The sequence below is a fragment of the Salinibacillus kushneri genome (genome assembly GCF_900111405.1).
Classification (GTDB): Bacteria; Bacillota; Bacilli; order Bacillales; family Alkalibacillaceae; genus Salinibacillus; species Salinibacillus kushneri.
Window position 1 is genome coordinate 101770 of sequence record NZ_FOHJ01000006.1, and the last position, 22385, is coordinate 124154.

Below are 22385 nucleotides of genomic sequence, written 5' to 3' on the forward strand. Positions count from 1 at the left end.
CACTTTTATGTGACCCGAGGCATTTTTCTGTCTTATTCTTTATTTTCTTTATCAGCTGAGTTTGAATCAGTGTTTTGAAATCTGAAAAGATCTTCGTATATTAATTGGTCGGAATAATTTAGTTCTTTTAAAACCTGATCTTTGGTTGGCTCGCAAAATGATCCATCAACTTCTTCACCTGATTCACGGTCATAGCAAGTATTTTTGGTATAAACATAATCTTCTGTGACAAAGTCACCATCACGGAAAGCTACAAAACGTTTTGGCTTATCAGCAAATAAATCATTACCAAACATAATGTCCTCTTCATTTTTTATGCCCATCATATTGAGAACGGTAGGTTTCAAATCAATTTGACCGGTCACTTTTTCTATAACACGATCATCTTCATGACCCGGAATGTGAATAATCAACGGTACTCGTTGCAGCTGAACGGTATCATATGGTGTGATTTCTTTATTTAAATACTGTCCCATTGCCTTATTATGATTTTCACTAATACCAAAGTGATCACCATAGATAATGATAATGGAGTCTTCATATAGTCCACTTTCTTTTAGATTATTAAAGAATTGTTCAATGGCTTCGTCCGTATAGCGTACTGTTGGAAAATACTGATTAAGGGTTTTTGAATTGGAATCAAATTGATCGATTGATGCATATTTTTCATCTAATTCATACGGATGGTGATTGGTTAACGTAATAAACTTCGTATAAAAAGGCTGTGGCATTGATTTTAAATATTTCATGGATTGATCAAAAAAGGCCTTATCACTGAGTCCCCAGCCAATCGTATTTTCCTCGTTTACATTAAAATAGCGTTGTGAGTAAAATTGATCATAACCAAGACTTTCATAAGCTACATCCCGATTCCAAAAACTCTTATTGTTAGCATGGAAAACAGATGAATAATAACCATGCTCGTTTACTATTTCGGGTACTCCATTATATTCATTCTGTCCATGGGTAAAGAAGACAGAACCATTAGGAAGTGGATATAAAGAGTTTTCCACTAGAAACTCTGAATCAGATGTTCTGCCTAAGTTTACCTGGTGATAGAAGTTATTAAAATAATAACTATCCTTGATTAAATCATTTAAGAAAGGTGTGATTTCCTCCCCATTTACCTTTCTATTAATTACAAAGTTTTGCACAGATTCGGCAGAGATGTAAATTATATTTTTGTCTTTAGCAATACCTCTTAAATCAGAGGAGGTTGTATCGTCAACATTCTGATCAACATATTTTTCAATCTCACTTAACTTACTGCCATCCGCCATTACCTTTTGCACCTTTGTTTTTGAATTAATAATGGCATCATAAATATGATAACTGACAAGTCCTACGTTCTTAACCAGGTATTCACGGTCAAATCCACGTTTAAATAGCATAGGGCGTTCTATCTCTGCCAACACAAAATTTGTTAACAGTAAGGAAAAGGATAGTGCAATAATGGCTAATTTGCTTTTACGTTTATAGGTAAATACAAGGTCATTGTTGGATTTTCTGGCTAGATAAAAGATTAAAAGGGTATCTGCAAACAAGAAAATATCCCATATTTTCACAGAACTTGCAGTACTCGCTCCCAAATCAGCAAAGTTTTTAAATTGTAATATACTTGGCAAAGTTATAAAATCAGTAAAATTGCGATAATAAACCAGGTTCGCAAATAAAAGGATAGCTCCAGATAAGGATAAATATTTTATATATTTTTTTTGACGTTTAGGCTTCATTAGCGCAGCAAAGGAAAATAATACAATGGCTGTAGCAAACGGGTTAATAAATAAAATCATTTCCTGCATAGTATTTTCGATTGATAAATCGAATACAAATCTATAAATAATATAAGCTTTAAAACCAAACAATAAGGCTGCGACTAAAAACAGTGGTATACGTAATCGCTGTAACATAGGTCTTGCCTCCCCTAAATTTTAAAGTTTAGCAGGTATTTTCGTATATTGGTAGTTTAACTGTCTATTTTATAAGACGATGTATGCATAAAAAATGTTTCATTTTTGTGTTAATCGCCACATTCTCTTTCCAGTTCATAAACGATTTTAATAAGCTATCCCCTACAATATGATAATAATTTTAAAATTTTTTAAATCCTTCTTTAAAAATATATAAACTAACTATTATAGTTTAACGTTTTGCATTCGGAAGTCAAGTGTTATTTTACAATTAATTCCTTTACATTTTCTTCAAATATAACCTGTATTAGTTATTCGCTGCCACCACCTTATTCACCTTTAAAAAAAATGTGTCGTTCCTTAAAAGAACGACACATTTTTGTAATCAGATTATTAGTTCCTTGTAATATATTTTCATTACTGTTTCCTTTGTTTTACATAGTAGGCTGCACCTGCAACCCCTGCGTCATTGTCAAGCTCTGCTTCGACAATCTGACAAACATCAGCAATCCGTCCTAAGGCATAAGACTGAAAAGATTTCCGAATAGGCTGTAATAATTGCTCTCCCGCTTTTGATACACCCCCACCGATAATAATTTTTGATGGGTTTACGGATACGGCCAGATCAGCTAACATTTTTCCTAGCAAATCAGCTGTATAATCAATAATCATTTGAGATGTCTGATCCCCTTTTGCTGCTTCTTTAAAGACATCTTTAGAGGATAACCTTCCTTTTTCTTTATGGATATTGGCCAAAGATGTGCTCACCTGTTTTTCCAGTGCCTGAAGAGCTTGTCTAGTGATTCCTGTAGCTGATGCATAAGTTTCAATGCATCCTAAACGGCCACAATTACATCTTGGGCCTTCGTTTGGAGTAGATGTAATATGTCCAATTTCACCACCTGTTCCATTAACTCCATTAATAATCTCTCCATTGACAATAATTCCGCCACCAACTCCAGTACCAAGAGTTACCGCAATTAAATCGTTAGAATCTCGTCCAGCGCCTAACCAATTTTCTCCTAGTGCAGCTAGATTGGCATCATTTAATACATATGTATCTATATTTAGATGCTCTTCTAATTTTTGCTTCAGATAAAAATTTTCCCACCCTAAATTAATCGCTTCATAGACGATTCCATTTTTAACATCAACATACCCTGGCGCACCTGCTCCCATCCCCAGAATTTGTTCTTCGTTTAAGTCGAATTCACTCAACTTCTCTTCTACGGAATGGGCAATCTGTTCAGGAATATAGGAGCCGTTATCCTTCCTTGCCGTTGGAGTTTCCCATTTTTTCAGTATATAGCCATTTTCTTTAATTAACGCGAATTTAATCGCTGTACCTCCAATATCCACACCAACAATATAGGTTCCCTTCATTTTCGTTCATCCTCATTTTCATTATCAATTATTTTCCGTTTGATTTAATGTGGCCATTTCCTGACGAATCAACAGGATCGACATTTGATATTCTTTTGTCGTGATACACTTGGCCTGGTACAATTCTTTAATTTCTTCTTCCATCAACTCTAAGTCAGCTAAACGGTCACCAATATAAATAATCGTTCCAAACCGTTTTAATAATTGTCTCACATCATAAATACTGTTCATATTATCACCAACCATTATTATAGCAACGTTACCGAAAAAAAGAAATAAAAAGCAGCCATTATAGACAGTTGAAATAACGGTGACCCCTCCGGGAAGAGTGGGATACTGTAAGGCACCACAGCATAGAGAGGAGGTTTAGCCATCACCAATCGAATACAGGCAATACCTTCACAATTTGGCACATAAAAAGGCACCAACCATAGGTGATGATTGGTGCCTTTATTTTTTTCACTGTCTACTTGACAGGGGACCGTTCAAATTTCTCTACAAGCTCTGACCGTTATTTTTAGCGGTCAGGATCTTTAGGATGTAAAAAGGAAGGTCTTCTATTTTTAAGAGGCATGGGTGCTCGAATAATAATATCCCGTATAGCTCGATAATCAAACGGTAAGAATGGCCAAAGATAAGGGATATGAAAAGACTTGATTTGAGCTAAATACAAAAGGTATATCGTTATCGCAATGACAAATCCAGCGGGACCAAATATACTGGCTACAATCAGAAAGAGTAATCGTGCAATTCGATTAGCCAGACTCATTTCATAGCTTGGTGTTGCATAGGTTCCCATAACAGCAACAGCGAGATACAATACAACTTCATTGGAAAATAAGCCAACTGTAACAGCGACCTGCCCTATCATAATAGCCGCAACTAATCCTAAGGCTGTTGCAAGGGCTGAAGGGGTATGAATTGCTGCCATCCTGAGCATATCTATTCCAAGCTCTGCAATGACAAACTGCACTAACAGTGGTAAAGCTCCAGCTTCACTAGGGCCAATAAATTCAAGGCCTTCTGGTACTAAATCTGGATAAGCGGATAAAAGATAATATAATGGTAAAACAAATAATGATAACCACACGGCTACAAATCGCACAAACCTTAAGTAAGATCCTACAAACGGCTTTTGCCGATATTCTTCTGCATGTTGAAGATGATGCCAGTAGGTTGTTGGGGTGATAATAACACTAGGTGATCCATCAATAATAATTATTACGTGCCCCTCATATAAGTGAGCAGCTGCTGTATCGGGTCTCTCAGTATATCGAATAGTAGGATAGGGGTTCCAGTGTCTTCCTTCCAAATATTCTTCCACGGTTTTTTCAGCCATTGGGAGACCATCTGTATCAATACTGCTTAATGTATTTTTTAAATGCTTGACGTTTCCATCATCCGCTATATCCTCTAAATAACATAAACAAATATCCGTTTTTGAGCGCCTGCCAATTTGCATATATTCCATTCTAAGTGAACGATCCCGTATACGTCTTCTTGTTAAAGCTGTATTAAACACAATGGTTTCCACATACCCATCACGTGCACCGCGAACCACTCGTTCTAAATCAGGCTCAGCTGGTCCCCGAACAGGATATGTACGTGCATCAATCATGATTATTTTTGATAAACCTTCAACAATCAACGCAGTAGGACCTGAAAGAACTAAATCCCCGGCTTTATTTAAATCTTCTTCGTAATCAATTTCAATATAAGGTAAATGTTTTTTAAAAAGCTTTTCAAAAGGGTCAGGCTCTAACTGCTCTGGTTCAAGTTTTGAGAGCAGCTTCATTATATAATGCAGAATTTCATCTTTTACAAAGCCATCTACCATGAACATGGCCATTCTTCTATCCGCATATTCTAAATCCAGGTTAATGATATCAAAGCTCTTATCTACGGATAGCCGATCTTTCAAATAGTTCACATTACGATCATAACTTTTCATAAGAGGCTGTTTTTCAGACATTTTCTCACCTATCCATTGATAATTGTCCATAAATATAGTCTTCTTCAATTTTTTCTTAACATACATTTCATAAGCGGAAACAAATGCTCATACATTTAAATGAAGACAAGCTTTCAGAAAGAGGGTAACTGAGAATGAAGAGAATAGGCAATTTCATGATTATTGTATTGATAGTATCCTTACTAATTGTAAATTTTGACGATCAGGAGCAGAAAGTCATAAAATACTTTCCTTTAGATGAGGCAACAGAATTTGTGAATTACTCATCAAATCTTACCCTATTATCTGAAACAGATGTTGATTCTTATAAAGTACAGTGGGATGTTCAATCTAATTTAGAGGATTCTATCTATCTGCGTCAGGATGTTTCTTTATTATTTGTTGATGGAAAATTAAAAGGGCTATTAAATCAATGGAAAGAAAATGCGAATAAATTGAAACAGCAAACATTACTAAACGGAGAGGATAGCAGTCATTATGAAGCTATTACCTTTCATCATGGTGAAATCCATTATCCTGATGATGTTATAAAAAGTATCCAGGTCATGAGCCATGATGAGCTTTATGTTGTTGATTCACCCCATTCACCATTAGAATCGTTTAAAGAACCTGCGGATGCCTTTGAAAAGGAATGGAAGAAAACATTAAACCATACTAAATTACAGGCTTTGAATCATTATTGGAATGAACTAATGGAACATTATGAATTATCAAGTGACGATTATCTGGAGATTCCTCTTTCTGATTTATGGCAATATCAGCAAGAAACCTTCCCAACATTAACCCAGGAGCAAACCAATCAAGTTATCGGTCAATTATGGGAAGGGCTTTATAAAAATTATATTACAGGTATTAAAAGCCATCAGGATCAGGAATATCATGCTATAAATACATACATGCCTCTTATTTTAATCGACAAAAACGGGCAGTTTATTTATGTGTTATTTAGAGACGGTAGTGGCCAAAACCACCGTTTAATTCAAAGAATTCCTGAATTCACTTAAATTGCGTTTAAAATCTTGAAAATCTTCATTATTTGGCTTGAGTCTTACAGCCTCTTCGGCATGTTCATACGCTTTATTATAATTTCCCAGATCACGATGAACCAATGCTAAATTAAAATGAGCATCTGCAAATTCAGGATTTATATCAATAGCAGCTTGTAAATCTTCTTTAGCCTGATTTAAGTTATCTAAATAATAGTGACCTATCGAACGATTAAAGTAAAGAATTTCATTTTCGTGATTATCTTGTTTAATAACTGGTGTTAATACATCAATCATCTTTTCATATTCCTGATTTTCCAGGTGTTCATTAGCTTCAATAATAGCCGTTTGTGGATTGCTAGCTGCATCAGACCGCTCTGTTCCATATAAAAATAATCCAGCGATTGCTATGACATATAAGGCTAAGGAAGCAATTCGAAGTATAAACCTTCTGCGCTTTGGCATTTGCACAATAGCAGCAGCTAGAAACCCGCCTGCCAGGCCACCCATATGAGCACCGTTATCGATGCTTGGTACAGACAACCCCATCGCAATATTTAAGCCTATAATGAATAATAAATTCGTTCCCATGGTTTGAAAAAAGAGCTTTTTATTTTCGAAACCAAAAAATAACAAGGCACCAAACAATCCAAAAATGGCACCTGATGCTCCTGCTGCTACGGAGTCATTAAAGGCAAAACTGGCCACGCCTCCAAAAATTCCTGCTAAGAAGTAGATAAAAAAGAATTTAACACTACCAAACATACGCTCGACTGTATTGCCAAGATAATAAAGAGCCAACATATTCATTATAATATGAGCAAATCCAATATGCAGAAACATTGAGGATAATACTCGCCACCACTCACCATCGAGTATATAGGGGTTAAACTTCGCTCCCCAATCGATTAAATTCTGTGTACTTGTAGATCCTCCTGGCTGTTGCTCCAGAAAATAAAATATCAGTACATTTATAGCAATTAGTAAATAGGTAAGGACTGGCTTACCATGGTTAAATAACGAAGCAATTTCTCTTTTTTGTTCATGATGCTTATTCATCATATTCTGTTTTATCTGTTGAATCTGACGCACGATTTCCTCTTCATTATCAAGTACGGTTAATCCCGGTGCTTCAGCGTCAATAAAGGAAAAAAAACGTTGTAATTCAGCCATTCGATTTTGTTCATCTAAATAGTAGGTATGAATGAAAATGTTTTTCTTATCCTTTAATTGAAGAGGTTTTTTTACTGACTCCCAATCATCAACAGGAGCAAGCTCAGATATGTAGAGGTTATGAATAACGACTTCTTTTTTTCTAAGAGAATTTTGAATATTTTTGACTCTCCCTAAAACAGAGGAAACATCCCGTTTCAAATGATTAGCCCAATCGAAATTTCTCATGAACAAACGTACAACCACAGATTGTTTATTAATCGTTTTTTGAAACCAAATTTCATGATTACGTTCGTTTACCTGCATGAGTTCAAATTGATTTTTCATCATCAATTGATAAGCTATACGCCAAAAATAATACTCATCGTGAATATACATAAATCCACACTCCTTAAGCACATCATACCATGAAAAACTGAAAAAAATGTACTAAAAAACAAAACGTTCAGCTCTAAGTTGCTGAACGTGAGAAGGTAGATGCTAAAAACTTTTCCCGAACACCCGGTATATTCATAAATACTCGTGTAGATATCTTCCTTAATATATCTACGGAAATGACAAATTTCATGATTTTTGTACGATTTTGATACATAAAAAATATACCAGCACCTAAAACTCCTAATAGTAAAAAGATTAACAAATAACGCACATCCTACACCCCTTTAAATTAGTTATAATTAGGATGTGTCTTCTTATTTCATTTATTCGGAGATGAAATCAAAACACAATACCTTCTTCCGTAATGACATGCTGAACAGGAATGTCATACTTATCCTTTGGAATTTCATTAAGAATCTGTCTATTGGTAGAAAGGGATAAGGTGACAGAGTTGAAGTCCTTTAAATAACGATCGAAATACCCCCCGCCAAAACCGACTCGATAACCCTTTCGATCAAACCAAATTCCAGGCACAATCAGTAAGTCGATTTGATGCTTTGAAACTTGTTCTGTTTTAGCTGCAACAGGTTCTAATATACCTGCATAAACCCTTTCCAATTGATCAAAACTCGTTAATCTATAAAACTTCATTTCATGATCTCTTTCGGGAAAACATTTCGGCACAACGACCTGTTTTTCATTTTCCCATGCTTTATGAATAAGATAAGTCGTGTCTAGTTCAAATGCCTTAGAAACTGTAACACCTATAACAGATGCACCTTGAAACCAAGAAGTATGCAATACATGATCCGTAATTCTCTTTGATAAGGATGCACGCTGTGACTGACTGATACTTTTTAAATAGATAATACCTTGTTCCCGTAAGGTTTTTTTCTTCATATAAACCACCACGCCACCTGCATTATAAAAAAAGAGTGTTTGAAAATCCTCACAGGATTTAAACACTCTTTTTTTTCTTATTTGGTTTCACGATGTGTCGTATGTTTGTTACAACGAGGGCAGAATTTTTTCATTTCGATACGCTCTGCATTATTTCGTTTGTTTTTAGTTGTAATATAGTTACGGTCACCGGATTCAGTGCACGCTAAAGTCACTTGTACACGCATGGTTCTTTCCCTCCATTTCTATCTGTCAATTCATCTCGAGCATAATCATAATAATCATAAGACTAATTTATAATACCAAATCTTTATTTTGTATTCAAGAGATGGCATAGAAATTTGTCTAAATGAAGGCTAAATCTATGAAAAAAGAGGCGCCATAGGTTAAGAATAATATCCGTCCCTTATCTTGATGTCAGGAGAATATTGCCATTAAAACGTGGAAAAGTCCTATTTTCCCTCTTAAAAAATTGGTAATAATCCCTTATTTCTTCTTTCTATATTCTATGGTATAAATGAATTAAAGGAGTGTCTATCATGATTTTTGCATTAATTACATTAGCAATAGTAGGTCTCGTACTATTCATCCTCTCCTTTTTTACACATGATAAAATCAAGGATTTAGAGGATCAAATTGAAGATGTATCTATTACTTCATTACAGGAGTCCTATCGATTAAAAAACAAAATGAAAGTATTGGAAGAAGAATTATTAACAGATCCTGCTTTCACAGAAAATATGGACATGCCTTCTCCTTCTTCTGAAGAAAACCAGCCAGCTATCTATGATCAAATTAAAAAGCTGTATGATGTAGGCTTTTCTATTGACCAAATCGCCAACAGTACAGATTTAAAAGTGCACGATGTGCGAGCCATTATTCATCAGCTATATCCTGGTGAAATGGAACAACAAGAAGGAGAGGCCTAATATGAAACATATATTACGCTCATTTTCCTTAGGTATACTTACGGCTACCCTTTTAATAAGTGTCATTTATTATGTTGGTGATGATAGCTCTGCTAATGAAGATAATGTTAAAGCCTTAACAGTAGAAGAGGCGACTGCCTATTTAAAAGATGAAGGGTTCAATGTTGTTAATCAGCAAAAATGGGAGAATATCAATCAAACATTGGCTGACCAGAAAAAGCAGCTGGAAAGTAATCAAAAAGAGGATGCAAAAAAAGAATCAAACAACAGTAGAAATCAAGAAGAGGAAGAAGATAGTCCCGATAACAATCCTGTTACCATCCAAATTGAATCTGGTATGGCAACAGGTGAAGTAGCAGATTTATTAGAAGAAGAAGGAATTATTGATAATGCTTCAGAGTTTGAATCCTATTTAGGTGAACACGGTTATGAAAAAGCAGTTCAAATCGGCACTTTTGAAGTGAATTCAGCTATGAACTTCTCTGAAATTGCCGAAACCATAACCAGATAAAAATTTAAAACCACAGTCTGACATCTTTAGACTGTGGTTTTTTATCATTATTCGTTTAAATCGTAATTTTCCCCTTTAACTAAATAAAAGATGTTTTCTCCAATGTTTGTGATATGATCAGCATATCGTTCAATATACCTTGCACTGAAAGCCATTTGCATCATATATTGATTCATTTGCGGATTAGATATGGTTTCGTCTAACATTTCACGAATGACAGTACCATACATCTCGTCAATTTCATCGTCCAATTCTGCGAGTTTTCCAGCGAGTGAGATATCCTCGTACTTAACTGCCTTTATAGCCAATGCTCCCATATCCCTAGCCTTATCTGCCATACTACCAATCAAAGGATGAATTTTTAAAGGATGATCTTCACCAAGATGAATAGTGGATTTAGCGATATTGACAGCATTGTCAGCCATCCTTTCTAAGTCAGATGAAATTTTCAAAGATATGATTAGTCTTCTTAAATCCTTAGCAAAAGGTTGCTGTTTTGCAATTAACAGGATTGTTTTTTCATGAATCTCTAATTCCTTCTGATCAATCGTATCATCCTGTTCAATCACAGATTCCGCTATTTGTATATTTTTCTTATAAAGGCTTTCTACAGCCCTTGTTAAAGCCTCATCCCCCATGTTTGCAAGCTCTTGAATCAGCTCTTTTACCTCTTGCACTTCCTCTTCAAAGTGCTCTCTGATTGCCATTAAAACACCCCCTCCTTATTAACCAAAACGACCTGTAATATAATCCTCTGTACGCTTATCGGCGGGATTGGAGAACAGTTGATCTGTTTCAGTGAATTCAACTAATTCTCCATTTAAGAAAAAGGCTGTTTTGTCTGAAATTCGTGCAGCTTGCTGCATATTATGCGTTACGATTACGATACTGTATTTTTCCCTTAAGTTTTGAACAAGCTCTTCCACTTTCATTGTTGAAATCGGATCAAGAGCAGATGTAGGTTCATCCATTAATATCACATCAGGTTCTATGGCCAGGCATCTTGCAATACATAAACGCTGTTGTTGACCGCCTGATAATCCATAAGCATTCTCATGTAATCGATCTTTAACTTCATCCCATAAAGCTGCATCTTTAAGACTTTTTTCTACAATTGTATCTAGGTCTTTTTTATTTTTGATTCCATGAATTCGAGGTCCATAGGCAACATTATCATAGATGGACTTGGGGAATGGATTTGGTTTTTGAAACACCATACCAACCCTTGTTCGTAAATCCTCAACACTATACTTAGGGTCAAAAATATTTTCATCATTGTATTTAATCGTACCAGATGTTTTGACAATCGGAACCATTTCAACCATTCGATTTAACGTCTTTAAAAAAGTTGACTTTCCGCAACCTGATGGTCCAATAATAGCTGTAATTTCATTTTTATAAATATCCATATGAATATCGTATAAAGCCTGGTCTGTTCCATACCATAAATTAAGATTGGAAACACCAAAAACGGAATCCTTCTCAATTGTTTTCTCTTCACTTTGTTTTTTTACAATTGGTTTTGCTATTGTAGACATATTTTCTCCTCCTTAGTCAATGAATTAATAACGGCGTTGGAATTTATTTCGAATCAATACGGCAATGGTATTCATGATTAGTAAAAAAATTAGCAATATAATGATGCCTGCTGCAGCTAATAAAGGCCATTCATCACCTGGTTTACTAATCCAGCTATAGATTTGAATAGGCATAACCGTATAAGAATCCACTACTGAATCAGGAAGGGAATAGATGGCCGTTGCAGCTCCAACAACTAATAACGGAGCTGTCTCACCAATAGCTCTTGATAATGCTAAAATAGAGCCCGTAATCATTCCGGGTAAAGCTGCGGGTAAAACAACCCTAAATATGGTCTGCCATTTTGAAGCTCCCATAGCAGCTGATGCTTCTTTCAGCTCACTCGGTACTGAACGTAAGGCTTCCTGGCTTGATACCACTATAATAGGAAGCACAAGAAGACTCATTGTGAGCCCTCCCGTTAATAAGGAATAACCAAAATCGAGCACATAAACAAAAAAGGTTAAACCTAATAATCCGAAAACAACAGAAGGTACACCAGCAAGATTTTGAATGTTCATTTGAATAAACGTCGTTAATTTGCCCTTTTTTGCATATTCCTCTAAATAGATGGCTGTGGATACTCCAACTACAATTGAAAATATAGCAACAATCCCCATTAAATAAAGGGAACCAACAATTCCCGCAAGAAGTCCTGCTTCATCTGGATAAGGTGCAGCAAAATTACGGATAAAGTCCCAGGATAGACTACCTGTACCTTGAGATAGTACACGGTAAATAAGCATAGCTAACACAATTAATCCAACAGTAGTTGCTGTAAAAAATAATGTACGAAAAATATTGTTTTTTGCCGTTCTCCTTTTTCTTCGCTTATACATATCATCTTGGTTTCGTAAAGGCATCAGTATTCCTCCCTAAATCTGCGGGAAATATATTGTGATAAGAAATTCATAGCTAGTGTAAATACAAACAATGTAATTCCAACTGCATAGACACTATAATAAATTGTTGATCCATAAGCGGTATCCCCTGAAGTTCCTTGAACAATAAATGATGTTAACGTTTGAATCGATTGTGTTGGATCAAGTGTCAGAGTTGGGGACTGGCCAGCTGCGATCGTCACAATCATCGTTTCCCCGATAGCTCGTGATATACCAAGTACAAATGAAGCAATGATTCCAGATAAAGCAGCAGGTACTACGACTTTCATTGCCACTTCAAACCTGGTAGCCCCAACTGCATAGGCTCCTTCACGAATATTGCCGGGAACTGCACTCATGGCGTCTTCAGATAAGGAAGCAATGGTTGGAATAATCATAATCCCTACAACAATTCCCCCACTTAACGCATTAAAAATTTTAAGATCAGGTATTACATGTTGTATTAATGGGGTAACAAATGTTAAGGCAAAAAAACCGTAAACAACGGTTGGAATACCTGCCAGGATTTCAATAACCGGTTTTACAATTCTTCTTGTTCGATCACTTGCATACTCACTAAGAAAGATAGCTGTTGCGAGACCCAATGGAATGGCTACAATAATAGCAATACCAGTAATCAGCAACGTTCCTGTAATTAAAGGTGAAACACCAAATGACCCAGACCAGGGCTTCCATTCTGTATTCAGGAAAAACTCAGAAAATGATACCTCTCCAAAGAAGCCAATTGCTGAACTAATTAACGTATATAAAATTCCCAGCGTAGTTAAAATGGAGATGATTGCACATAAAAAGAGAAATACAGGAATGAGTTTTTCAAGTCTTCTTAGCTTTTTTTGTCTTTGTTTTTTGGCATTCATTTGATCATGAACGGTCCATTCTTTTGATTGTATATTCTGAATACCCATATGCAAACCCCTTTCATCTAATCTAAAAGTGGAAGTGAGGACAGATGTTATTCCTGTCCCCACATTTCACCTTTATTGACCTTATTTTTCATAAATAGCCTTTAAATCTTCTAATTGTGATTGATACTCTTCTTCAGGGATTGGGACATACCCTACTTCTTCTGCTCCCTCTGCTGCTGCACCAGAGAGTAAGAATTCAGTAAATGCTTGTACAGACTCTTTTTCTTCTAATGAAGCGCGATTAATATAAGTGAATAATGGACGGGATAACGGACTGTAGCTGCCATCTTGAATCGTTTCAGGACTAGGCTTAACTGGACCATTTCCGCCATCAATTGCTAAAGCCTTAAGTGTATCCTGGTTTTCTACATAGTAAGCATAGCCAAAGTATCCAATAGCGTATGGATCATTTTGAATTCCTCTTACCAATAAGTTGTCATCTTCTGAAAGGGTTACACCTTCTCCTTCGCGCATTGGCTTTTCTTCAAGGATAACTTCATTAAAATAGTCGAATGTACCTGAGTCATGACCTGGTGAATAAATCACAATTTCTTCGTCCGGCCATGATGGATCTATATCTGACCATTTTGTATTTCCACTATCTGCAAGGAAAATTTCTCCTAATTGTTCTACCGTTAATTCATCTACAAAATCATTTTGCTTACTTACTACAACGGATAAACCATCGTATGCGAGTACTGTTTCGATTAATTCAATTCCGTTTTCTTCCGCAAGAGCTTTTTCTTCTTCTTTAATCGGACGGGAAGCATTGCTAAAATCAATTTCTCCTTTAGTAGATCTTTCAAATCCCCCACCTGATCCAATACTCTCAAGTGGAGTATCCACATTAGGATTCTCTTTTGTAAATTCATAGGTTACATATTCCATAATCGGAAAAACAGTAGAAGAACCAGCCAGTTTTACCGTTCCTGATAGTAAAGAATCCTCCTCACTGGAACTTCCCTCACTAGCATTCGCAGTGTCCTGATCGGTTTCTTCTGTAGTCTCTTCACCATTTCCCCCACATGCTGCAAGAATTCCAATGGTTAAAATAAACAGCATTAATACTATCAATCTCTTATACTTCCACATAACCTTTTCCCCCTTTTTTTAAGTAACCTTACTACACAAATAATGCTAAACATAAACTATTAATCTCATATAAACCCAATGTAAAGATTAGGTAAATAGTATGAGAAAAGCGGAGGCGACTGGTTAGGTTATGCGGTATAAGACGAAGACATGCAGTGGCATGCTTTTCGCCACGGAATGGCTTTGGCTTATGTCCGCCATAACCTGGGAGACGTAGCTGGACAAAGAAAAGCGGAGGCGACTGAACAGGTCCGATAGCATAAGCAGAATTCACGGAGTGGCATGCATTTCCGCCACGTAGTGGATTTTGCTTATGTCTGCTTGGACCTAGGAGACGTAGCTAGACAAGAGAAAAGCGGAGGCGACTGAACAGGTCCGACAGCATAAGCAGAATTCACGGGAGTGGCATGCTTTTCCGCCACGTAGTGGATTTTGCTTATGTCTGCTTGGACCTAGGAGCCGCAGCTAGACAAAGAAAAGCGGAGGCGACTGGTCAGGTGCATCACCCTAAAAATTACAAAAAAATAGAATGGCGTTGTTCACCATTCTATTCGTTATCATTATTTTCCTTTTTCATATTATCCAAATTCCTATTTATGCCTTCTTCTTCTCTCTTTTCCTTTAATTCAAAATAAGCATCTAATATTCGACTACCAATATTTAAATTAATTCCATCATATGCGTCCAACCCGACATTTGGAACAATGATTGAAAAGGCTACTTCAGGGTCATCGTAAGGAGCATAGCCAACCAGATTATGATTTTCTACATCTGCAACCTTAATAACTTCCCCATTCTTATCCTTCCCATAGATTTCATTTTCAGCCGTTCCTGTTTTTCCAGCTGGATTGTATGGCTTACTTCGAAATACATGATCCGCTGTTCCTTCTGTAGTTTGAAAAACCCTTCTAAAACCTTCCTGCACTCTATCCAGGTACTTTTCATCCATTTCAATTTCATTTAAGACCTTTGGTTCAATACCTTTGTACAATTTATTTAATTCACCATTAGCCGTTGAATTGTAAATGCCCTGTACTAATTGAGGCTGAAGTCGATATCCTCCATTGGCAATCGTAGAAACATATTGATTTAATTGTAAAGCTGTGTAGGTATCATATTGTCCAATCGCAAAGTCCATTAGTAAACCTGGATTCGGATCATCACCTTTGTAGCCTGTGGCTTCATAGGGTAAATCAATCCCTGTACTTATACCCAATCCAAACTGATTAAAGTAATTGCGTAACTGCTGCAACGTCTCAGAACTATTTTTTACTTTCGAAGATTCATTTTTTACATATCTATAATTTGTATAATCACCGCCCATTCTAAGGGCTACATAAAACATATAAACGTTTGAAGATTTCGCAAGTGCATCTAAATCATTCACATACCCAAGATTGTTGTAAGACTTTTTTGGTGGAGTTTGATAAATTTTAATAGGTGAATCATAAAAGGTTGTACCCGGACTAATCACGCCTGAGTCAAAACCGGCAAGCAATGTTGCTCCCTTAACCGCTGATCCGGGCCTGTGCGCATCATAAACCGTTCTATAGGACTGATCCAGGAATTTATCTTTTTCGTGATCATAGTGCTGTCCTGTCATGGCTAATATTTCACCTGTATTTGGATCGGACATGACAACTAACGCATCTTTGAAGTATTTATTCTTAACAGGATATTTGTCAAGGATTTTTTTCATTTCCTCTTTGACAATTTTATCTACTCGTTTTTGGAGTTCGATATCAATTGTAAGTTTTAAACTTTTTCCCTGCTTCCCTTCACGTATCAGCTTCGAGTCAATTATATTTCCCTCTTTATCGGTAACGTACTCCACCAGCTCTTTTTGTCCGGCTAACGTCGTTTCATACTCTTCTTCTAAAAAGCTTTCTCCTACGCGTTGATTCCGGCCATATTGCCGCGTTAGAAAGTAATCCAGCTTCTCTTTGGGAAGTCCCTCTTCTAATGAGGTTATATCGCCAATAAAATTTGAGAAAGTAGGGTCGAAAATTTTATTTCTCTCCCAATCTGTTGTTACATTTATTCCCGTTAGTTCACTCAAATGCTCAGCAACTGTTGCATATTCTTTTTCTGAAATATCACTATTTTTAACGACGTGTGGTGTTAAAGCCGGTGCCTGATCCAATTCACGTTTAATCGCAATAACCTCTAAATCTTCTTTAGTTAACTGCTGCAAATCTTCTTCAGTTACTTTGTCCAGTACAGCATGATACTGTTCATCATCACTTAGTTTCTCTTCCTTTGCAGAGAGACGACCATAGGCTTCTTCTCTATTTTTCATAATCCAGTAGTCCTGTTTATCTCTTTTTGTAACTTTATCCGGCTTCTTTTCTATATATTTTGCCAGTTTCTCTGCAAGGTCTAATTTATCCTGAGGCTGGACATTTTTCTGGGGTGTGTAGGTAATGGCGTATCTCGATTCATTTTCAACCAGTAATCTTCCATAACGGTCATAAATTTCCCCTCTGGGCACCGGATTAGAAATCGTTGTGTCTTCCGTTCGATTAATTTCACTCTGTGCTGCATCCCCATGCAATATTTGAACAACACCGAGCTGTATGACTAAAAAAGCAAACAATACAAAGATTAAGAAAAACAATATATTTAAACGTAATGGTAAATGTGATTTGGGCTTCTTTGGAGACAAAGGGTTCCCCTCCCCTTTTCCTATTGTTTTCTCCTATTATAGCATGACTTGACCTATTTTGACATGAATATTCATTCTCATTTTACTACCCATTTTCATCCAGAATAACGCTTTTATCGATTTTCTTCTTCCGCTACTTCTTTATTAATTAAAGGTTCATTTTCTTTTTCTATATTTTCCTCATCTAGTTTCTTTTTAGGGAGGTATATATCACGGAAAAAGTAGGAAATAAGTAAGTGACCTATCCCCACAACTGCCAGGAGATAAGGAATACTCTTTTCCGCATCAAACAAATACGTCACAACAAGAAATAAGATAATGGAGCTTACACGCCCCGAATTTAAAAACAGTTCGCGAACGACAATATATTCAATTCTTTTTTCTTTTGCCATCCAGGATGTTCCAATTACATCATAGGATATCGAAAAATAAGGGACATAAATAATCGGATACGCAATCCCGATTATTGCTGCGTAGATGAGTAATATCGTATAACTTTTAAAGAAAATAATAAGGTAAATAGATGTATATAGAATAAAACCGCCAATAAGGATGGAGGTCTTTCGAATATTAGGTTTAATCAATCTGGTGGCTAAGTAATAGACAAAAAACGAAAATCCGGAAAAAATTAAGTTGAATGTGCCTAAGGCAAATTCACTATCCGTAATTAAAAATACCCAAATAGATATAACAAATAAAAATATACCTTCTCTTAACCCTTGAGAGTAATTGGCTTGTAAGACACGTCTCCAATTTCTATTTCGTTTTCTTTCTTTTAAAATTATTCGAAAGTTATATTCTCCATCGGCACTTCTTCGATTCAGAAAAAAACTGCATACGACAGCGATAATAAACAGAACTAAAGAAATCGTAAATATCGTAGTATAACCTGTATTTGCTTCCATTTTAGAAATAATATAACCAGCACTAATTGGACCAATCATTCCGCCAAAGGATTGCAGTAAACCAAAAAAGCCGTTAAAAAAATCCCTTGTTTCCGGTTCCGTTATTTCAAAAGTTAATACATGAAAGGCAAGCCAATAAAAACCATAGCCAATACCTAAAATTCCACCTAAAATTACGTTATACTTTTCGGCATAATCTCCCATCATTAATACCGTCAAAAAAAATAGGGATAAAAAAGTTACACCTAGTCGTAATACAATTACTCGGTCGACTTTTTTAGCCCATCTACCTGCTAAGATAAAAGTTATCGGCTGCATAATATAAACAGCTAAATTATAAAAGGCAATTGTTCCATAATCGCCAGCTTGTTTCCAAAGAAAGATATTGACAAATGTATTCGATAAGAAAATACTAATCGAATATAGACCACCAATGGCCAGTAACAAAATTAAATCTCGGTTTATATCAACATGACCAACAATCGCTTTTATCTTTTCACTCATTTTACAAACCCCTTTTCTCTACACCTTATTTTCTTCAGAAAGGACAGCAGATATTCAGTCAAATAGAAAAGAGGTTATATTTATTTAGACCATAAAAATCACCCCAAAGTTAGAATACATTCATCTAACTTTTGGGGTGTACATCACATTTTTTATTCAATCATTATTTTGCTGACTGGTAACGTTTTTCAACTTCATCCCAGTTTACAACATTCCAGAATGCTGCAATGTAGTCAGGACGCTTGTTTTGATATTTTAGATAGTAAGCATGCTCCCAAACATCAAGACCTAAAATAGGTGTTTTACCTTCCATTAATGGAGTGTCCTGGTTTGGAGTGCTGGTAATTTCTACATCACCGTTATTTACAACTAACCAAGCCCAGCCTGAACCAAAGCGTCCAGTTGCAGCAGCTTTGAATTCTTCTTTAAATTTGTCGAAGCTGCCAAACTTCGCATTAATTTTTTCAGCTACTTCACCTTTTGGCTCTCCTCCACCATTTGGAGAAAGAACTGTCCAGAAAAGGCTATGGTTGGCATGACCGCCACCATTGTTTCGTACAGCTGTACGAATGTTTTCTGGTACTGCATCAAGATTACCAAGCAAGTCTTCAAGAGACTTGTCCTGAAGATCTGCATGTCCTTCTAATGCCCCATTAAGTTTAGTTACGTAAGTATTATGGTGTTTTGTGTGATGAATGTTCATCGTTTCTTTATCGATATGTGGTTCTAAAGCATCGTATGCATAAGGTAATTCTGGCAGTTCAAAATTAGCCATTATAATTTCCTCCTTTTATTTTATGTAGTGTAAGGAAAAACAACAAAAGTATGGTGTGATTCCTATATCTTAAGATTAACAATCGAAATCATATGATGCAACATTTTTGCTCTATATTTCCAGGACATACTAATTTTAACCATGCTATAACGTTCTAAAAAGGTAGCTCTGTAAAACATAGGTGTTGCACTATCTTTTCGCAGCCTGTCCGGAAACCTCTTCAACATATGTCACGGAGCCTCCCATCTTTCCGGAGGAGTCTTCCGCATTTCCACTCCAATCATTTTGGTAGAACATCGACAATAAGCTTTAATACAGCCAAAACGTTAAAAAGCAAGCAGATATAATCTGCTTGCTTCACTACTCTATTGGAAAGGAGACATTCATTTTAATATTATGGTGGCTCGGGACGGAATCGAACCGCCGACACACGGATTTTCAGTCCGTTGCTCTACCGACTGAGCTACCGAGCCAAAAAATGGCGGAGGAGGAGGGATTCGAACCCCCGCGGGCTTTGACACCCCTGTCGGTTTTCAAGACCGATCCCTTCAGCCGGACTTGGGTACTCCTCCGTAATAATGGTGGACCCTGCAGGATTCGAACCTGCGACCGATCGGTTATGAGCCGATAGCTCTGACCAGCTGAGCTAAGGGTCCTTTTTAATATAATGTTAAACCTTCCTAAAAATGGGGCGACTGGTGGGAATCGAACCCACGAATGCCGGAGCCACAATCCGGTGCGTTAACCACTTCGCCACAGCCGCCATATGTATTTTAGTAGCGGCGGAGGGGATCGAACCCCCGACCTCACGGGTATGAACCGTACGCTCTCGCCAGCTGAGCTACGCCGCCATATGGCTCCACCGGTAGGATTCGAACCTACGACCGATCGGTTAACAGCCGATTGCTCTACCACTGAGCTACGGTGGAATAAGTTAAATTAAACAATTATGTCATTTGTGGAATTTTCAGCGACAAGATATAATGTAACATGTATTATGTAATCCGTCAACGTCTTTTTATTCTTAATGGGAAGAACATATGTAAATATAGCATGTCCCTTTACATGTTTCAAGGGATTTTTAAAATTTTTTCCTAAATAGAGGCTTTAATCAGTCGAACCGTTTCCTTTAATCATCGACTTTTCAGCGGGATTTCTTTTTTTAAAAAAGGGTACCTCGCATCAATACGAACAAAAAAATACACCCTGTATAGTGATGTGCAGGGTGTATTTTTACTCATGTTAACCATGATTGTGATTATCTTTTCCGATTACTTCCTGAGCAATATTAACAGCATGGTCACCAATTCGTTCTAAATTACTTAAGATATCAACAAAAACTATACCAGCAGAACCGGTGCAAATTCCTTCATTTAAACGAAGGATATGCTTTTTACGATAGCTTCGTTCCATTTGGTCAATTTGCTCTTCTTTTTGAATAACTTCCATAGCCGCCTGCTGATCATGTTCTTCAAATGCTTTTAACGCTTGTTTAACGGTAACTAAAGTTAAATTATACATTTCATTTACATCTTCCATTGCCTGATCCATCAAGTGAACTTTATTGGAAATTTTATAATCTACAAGTTCTACAATATTTTCAAAATGATCCCCAATTCGTTCAATATCTCTTACATTATCAACAACAGATGAATGTAAATCACTTTCTGGCGTAGATAAAGAAGAAGTCGAAATTTTCCCTAAATAATCTGTGATTTTGCGATCCAAATTATTAATTGCATCCTCCATCGAAAGGGCTAATTCTGCATGCTTCTGGTGATTGTTATTTAAATATAGACTGGTTTCTTCCAATCCTTTTAATGCAAGCTGCCCCATCCTTACAGACTCATCTTTGGCCTGACCAATAGCAATCGATGGAGATTGCTGGATAATGAGTGGATCCAGATGCATAGGTTTTGAGTCTACAACCGAATCTTCCCCAGGTATAATTTTTGTCACTAGATAAGCAATGAATCCTACAAACCATATTTGAATGAGCGTATTGGTCACATTAAATGTTCCGTGAGCAAATGCTATTGTAGATCTGTCGTTTAGGTTAAGATGCCCTTGTAAATATTCTACAAAATGTGTATAAGGCGTTAATAATAGTAAGAATAGTGTTGTCCCTACTAAATTAAAAAACACGTGGGATAGCGCAGCTCTTTTAGCGGCTACACTGGCACCTAGAGCAGCAAGGATAGCTGTAATGGTTGTACCTATGTTATCACCGAATAAAACAGGTAAAGCCGCTTGTAATCCAATTGCCCCTTGTTCTGCCAATCCCTGTAAGATACCAATCGTTGCACTGGAGCTTTGTACAATAAAAGTAAAGACTGTACCAATTACAACACCTAACAATGGAATTTCACTCATACTTACAGTCAGCTCTTGAAATGCTTCCAGTGAGCGTAACGGTGACATTGCTCCAGACATTAAATCTAAACCGTAAAATAAAGCCCCAAGTCCAAATATAACCTGTCCGGCATACGTAAGTCTTTTATTCTTAAAGAAGAAAATTAAGAAAGCTCCTAGAGCAATCATAGGAAGAGAATATTGATCTATATCAATACCAATGATAAATGCAGTAACCGTCGTTCCAATATTCGCACCCATTATGACACCTATGGCTTGTCTTAACGTCATAAAACCGGCATTTACTAAACCGACAACCAGCACAGTCGTTCCCGAACTACTTTGAATTAAAATGGTAACGATAATACCGGTTAAAACACCCATGAATGGATTTGTTGTAAATCGATCTAATATATCTCTAAGGCGGTCTCCAGCTGATCGCTGCAGTCCATCTCCCATATACTTAATACCGAATAGAAAGATACCTAAACCACCTATAAACTGAAATATTAATGTCTGAACATCTAGTTCCAAGATTAGTCCACTCCTATCCAAAATCAAAGTT

General features: G+C 36.5%; 20 protein-coding genes and 6 tRNA genes. 3 read left to right on the forward strand and 23 right to left on the reverse strand.

Annotation, left to right across the window (positions count from 1 at the left end; all coding sequences use genetic code 11):
• Positions 1-32: 32 nt before the first annotated feature.
• The 4 genes from BMX63_RS10190 to BMX63_RS10205 all read right to left on the reverse strand — a co-directional run bounded on the left by BMX63_RS10190 (position 33) and on the right by BMX63_RS10205 (position 5265).
• Entirely contained in the window at positions 33-1910 is a 1878-nt protein-coding gene (locus tag BMX63_RS10190; RefSeq protein WP_093135015.1) for an LTA synthase family protein, read from the reverse strand.
• A gap of 417 nt (positions 1911-2327) precedes the next feature.
• Positions 2328-3293, reverse strand: a complete 966-nt coding sequence (locus tag BMX63_RS10195) for an ROK family glucokinase (protein ID WP_093135018.1) — start codon at positions 3291-3293, stop codon at positions 2328-2330.
• A gap of 24 nt (positions 3294-3317) precedes the next feature.
• Positions 3318-3524 carry a YqgQ family protein gene (locus tag BMX63_RS10200; protein ID WP_093135020.1) on the reverse strand — a complete coding sequence of 69 codons (207 nt, stop codon included), beginning with the start codon at positions 3522-3524 and terminating at the stop codon, positions 3318-3320.
• 286 nt (positions 3525-3810) lie between these two features.
• The gene (locus BMX63_RS10205) at positions 3811-5265 is read right to left on the reverse strand and encodes a spore germination protein (protein ID WP_093135459.1); all 1455 of its coding nucleotides are present in this window, start codon (positions 5263-5265) and stop codon (positions 3811-3813) included.
• A 155-nt stretch (positions 5266-5420) separates the two neighbouring features.
• On the opposite strand from BMX63_RS10205, the gene BMX63_RS10210 reads away from it, so the two are divergent.
• Positions 5421-6269, forward strand: coding sequence for a hypothetical protein (locus tag BMX63_RS10210; protein ID WP_220083826.1), 849 nt, complete (start codon positions 5421-5423; stop codon positions 6267-6269).
• On the opposite strand, the gene BMX63_RS10215 is transcribed toward BMX63_RS10210, so the two are convergent.
• The 4 genes from BMX63_RS10215 to rpmG all read right to left on the reverse strand — a co-directional run bounded on the left by BMX63_RS10215 (position 6240) and on the right by rpmG (position 8929).
• Entirely contained in the window at positions 6240-7802 is a 1563-nt protein-coding gene (locus BMX63_RS10215) for a rhomboid family protein (protein ID WP_093135025.1), read from the reverse strand. The two genes, BMX63_RS10210 and BMX63_RS10215, sit on opposite strands and share 30 nt — an antisense overlap.
• Before the next feature lie 73 nt (positions 7803-7875).
• Entirely contained in the window at positions 7876-8073 is a 198-nt protein-coding gene (locus tag BMX63_RS10220) for a hypothetical protein (RefSeq protein WP_093135028.1), read from the reverse strand.
• Positions 8074-8141: 68 nt separating this feature from the next.
• Positions 8142-8702: a 5-formyltetrahydrofolate cyclo-ligase gene (locus tag BMX63_RS10225; protein WP_143060143.1), complete on the reverse strand. Its 561-nt coding sequence runs from the start codon at positions 8700-8702 to the stop codon at positions 8142-8144.
• Positions 8703-8779: 77 nt separating this feature from the next.
• On the reverse strand, positions 8780-8929 hold the full coding sequence (gene rpmG / locus BMX63_RS10230; protein ID WP_093135033.1) for a 50S ribosomal protein L33: 150 nt from the start codon (positions 8927-8929) through the stop codon (positions 8780-8782).
• 312 nt (positions 8930-9241) lie between these two features.
• On the opposite strand from rpmG, the gene BMX63_RS10235 reads away from it, so the two are divergent.
• Entirely contained in the window at positions 9242-9631 is a 390-nt protein-coding gene (locus BMX63_RS10235) for a hypothetical protein (RefSeq protein ID WP_093135036.1), read from the forward strand.
• A 1-nt stretch (position 9632) separates the two neighbouring features.
• Positions 9633-10142 (forward strand): MltG/YceG/YrrL family protein, encoded by a 510-nt coding sequence (locus BMX63_RS10240; protein ID WP_093135038.1) that lies wholly within the window; start codon positions 9633-9635, stop codon positions 10140-10142.
• A 47-nt stretch (positions 10143-10189) separates the two neighbouring features.
• On the opposite strand, the gene phoU is transcribed toward BMX63_RS10240, so the two are convergent.
• From phoU to BMX63_RS10315, 15 genes are all read right to left on the reverse strand, one after another.
• Complete coding sequence (phoU, locus tag BMX63_RS10245; protein WP_093135041.1) at positions 10190-10849, reverse strand: phosphate signaling complex protein PhoU; 660 nt, start codon at positions 10847-10849, stop codon at positions 10190-10192.
• An 18-nt stretch (positions 10850-10867) separates the two neighbouring features.
• Positions 10868-11680 (reverse strand): phosphate ABC transporter ATP-binding protein PstB, encoded by an 813-nt coding sequence (gene pstB, locus BMX63_RS10250; RefSeq protein ID WP_093135044.1) that lies wholly within the window; start codon positions 11678-11680, stop codon positions 10868-10870.
• 24 nt (positions 11681-11704) lie between these two features.
• Positions 11705-12583 carry a phosphate ABC transporter permease PstA gene (gene pstA, locus BMX63_RS10255; RefSeq protein ID WP_093135046.1) on the reverse strand — a complete coding sequence of 293 codons (879 nt, stop codon included), beginning with the start codon at positions 12581-12583 and terminating at the stop codon, positions 11705-11707.
• Positions 12583-13527 (reverse strand): phosphate ABC transporter permease subunit PstC, encoded by a 945-nt coding sequence (gene pstC / locus BMX63_RS10260; RefSeq protein ID WP_093135049.1) that lies wholly within the window; start codon positions 13525-13527, stop codon positions 12583-12585. The genes pstA and pstC overlap by 1 nt, the downstream gene beginning before the upstream one ends.
• A gap of 81 nt (positions 13528-13608) precedes the next feature.
• A complete protein-coding gene (locus tag BMX63_RS10265) occupies positions 13609-14619 on the reverse strand; it encodes a PstS family phosphate ABC transporter substrate-binding protein (RefSeq protein WP_093135051.1) in 1011 nt (336 codons plus the stop codon).
• A gap of 547 nt (positions 14620-15166) precedes the next feature.
• The gene (locus BMX63_RS10270; protein ID WP_093135054.1) at positions 15167-17284 is read right to left on the reverse strand and encodes a peptidoglycan D,D-transpeptidase FtsI family protein; all 2118 of its coding nucleotides are present in this window, start codon (positions 17282-17284) and stop codon (positions 15167-15169) included.
• A 113-nt stretch (positions 17285-17397) separates the two neighbouring features.
• Positions 17398-18693, reverse strand: a complete 1296-nt coding sequence (locus BMX63_RS10275) for an MFS transporter (RefSeq protein WP_093135057.1) — start codon at positions 18691-18693, stop codon at positions 17398-17400.
• Positions 18694-18856: 163 nt separating this feature from the next.
• The gene (gene sodA / locus BMX63_RS10280; protein WP_093135059.1) at positions 18857-19468 is read right to left on the reverse strand and encodes a superoxide dismutase SodA; all 612 of its coding nucleotides are present in this window, start codon (positions 19466-19468) and stop codon (positions 18857-18859) included.
• Positions 19469-19865: 397 nt separating this feature from the next.
• Positions 19866-19941, reverse strand: a tRNA-Phe gene (locus BMX63_RS10285).
• Positions 19942-19947: 6 nt separating this feature from the next.
• Positions 19948-20040: transfer RNA gene (locus BMX63_RS10290), tRNA-Ser, on the reverse strand.
• Positions 20041-20047: 7 nt separating this feature from the next.
• Positions 20048-20124 (reverse strand) — tRNA-Ile (locus BMX63_RS10295).
• Between the two features lie 31 nt (positions 20125-20155).
• Positions 20156-20231, reverse strand: a tRNA-His gene (locus tag BMX63_RS10300).
• A 14-nt stretch (positions 20232-20245) separates the two neighbouring features.
• Positions 20246-20319, reverse strand: a tRNA-Met gene (locus BMX63_RS10305).
• 3 nt (positions 20320-20322) lie between these two features.
• A tRNA-Asn gene (locus BMX63_RS10310) sits at positions 20323-20397 on the reverse strand.
• Positions 20398-20710: 313 nt separating this feature from the next.
• The gene (locus BMX63_RS10315) at positions 20711-22354 is read right to left on the reverse strand and encodes a Na/Pi cotransporter family protein (protein WP_177167262.1); all 1644 of its coding nucleotides are present in this window, start codon (positions 22352-22354) and stop codon (positions 20711-20713) included.
• Positions 22355-22385 lie beyond the last annotated feature (31 nt).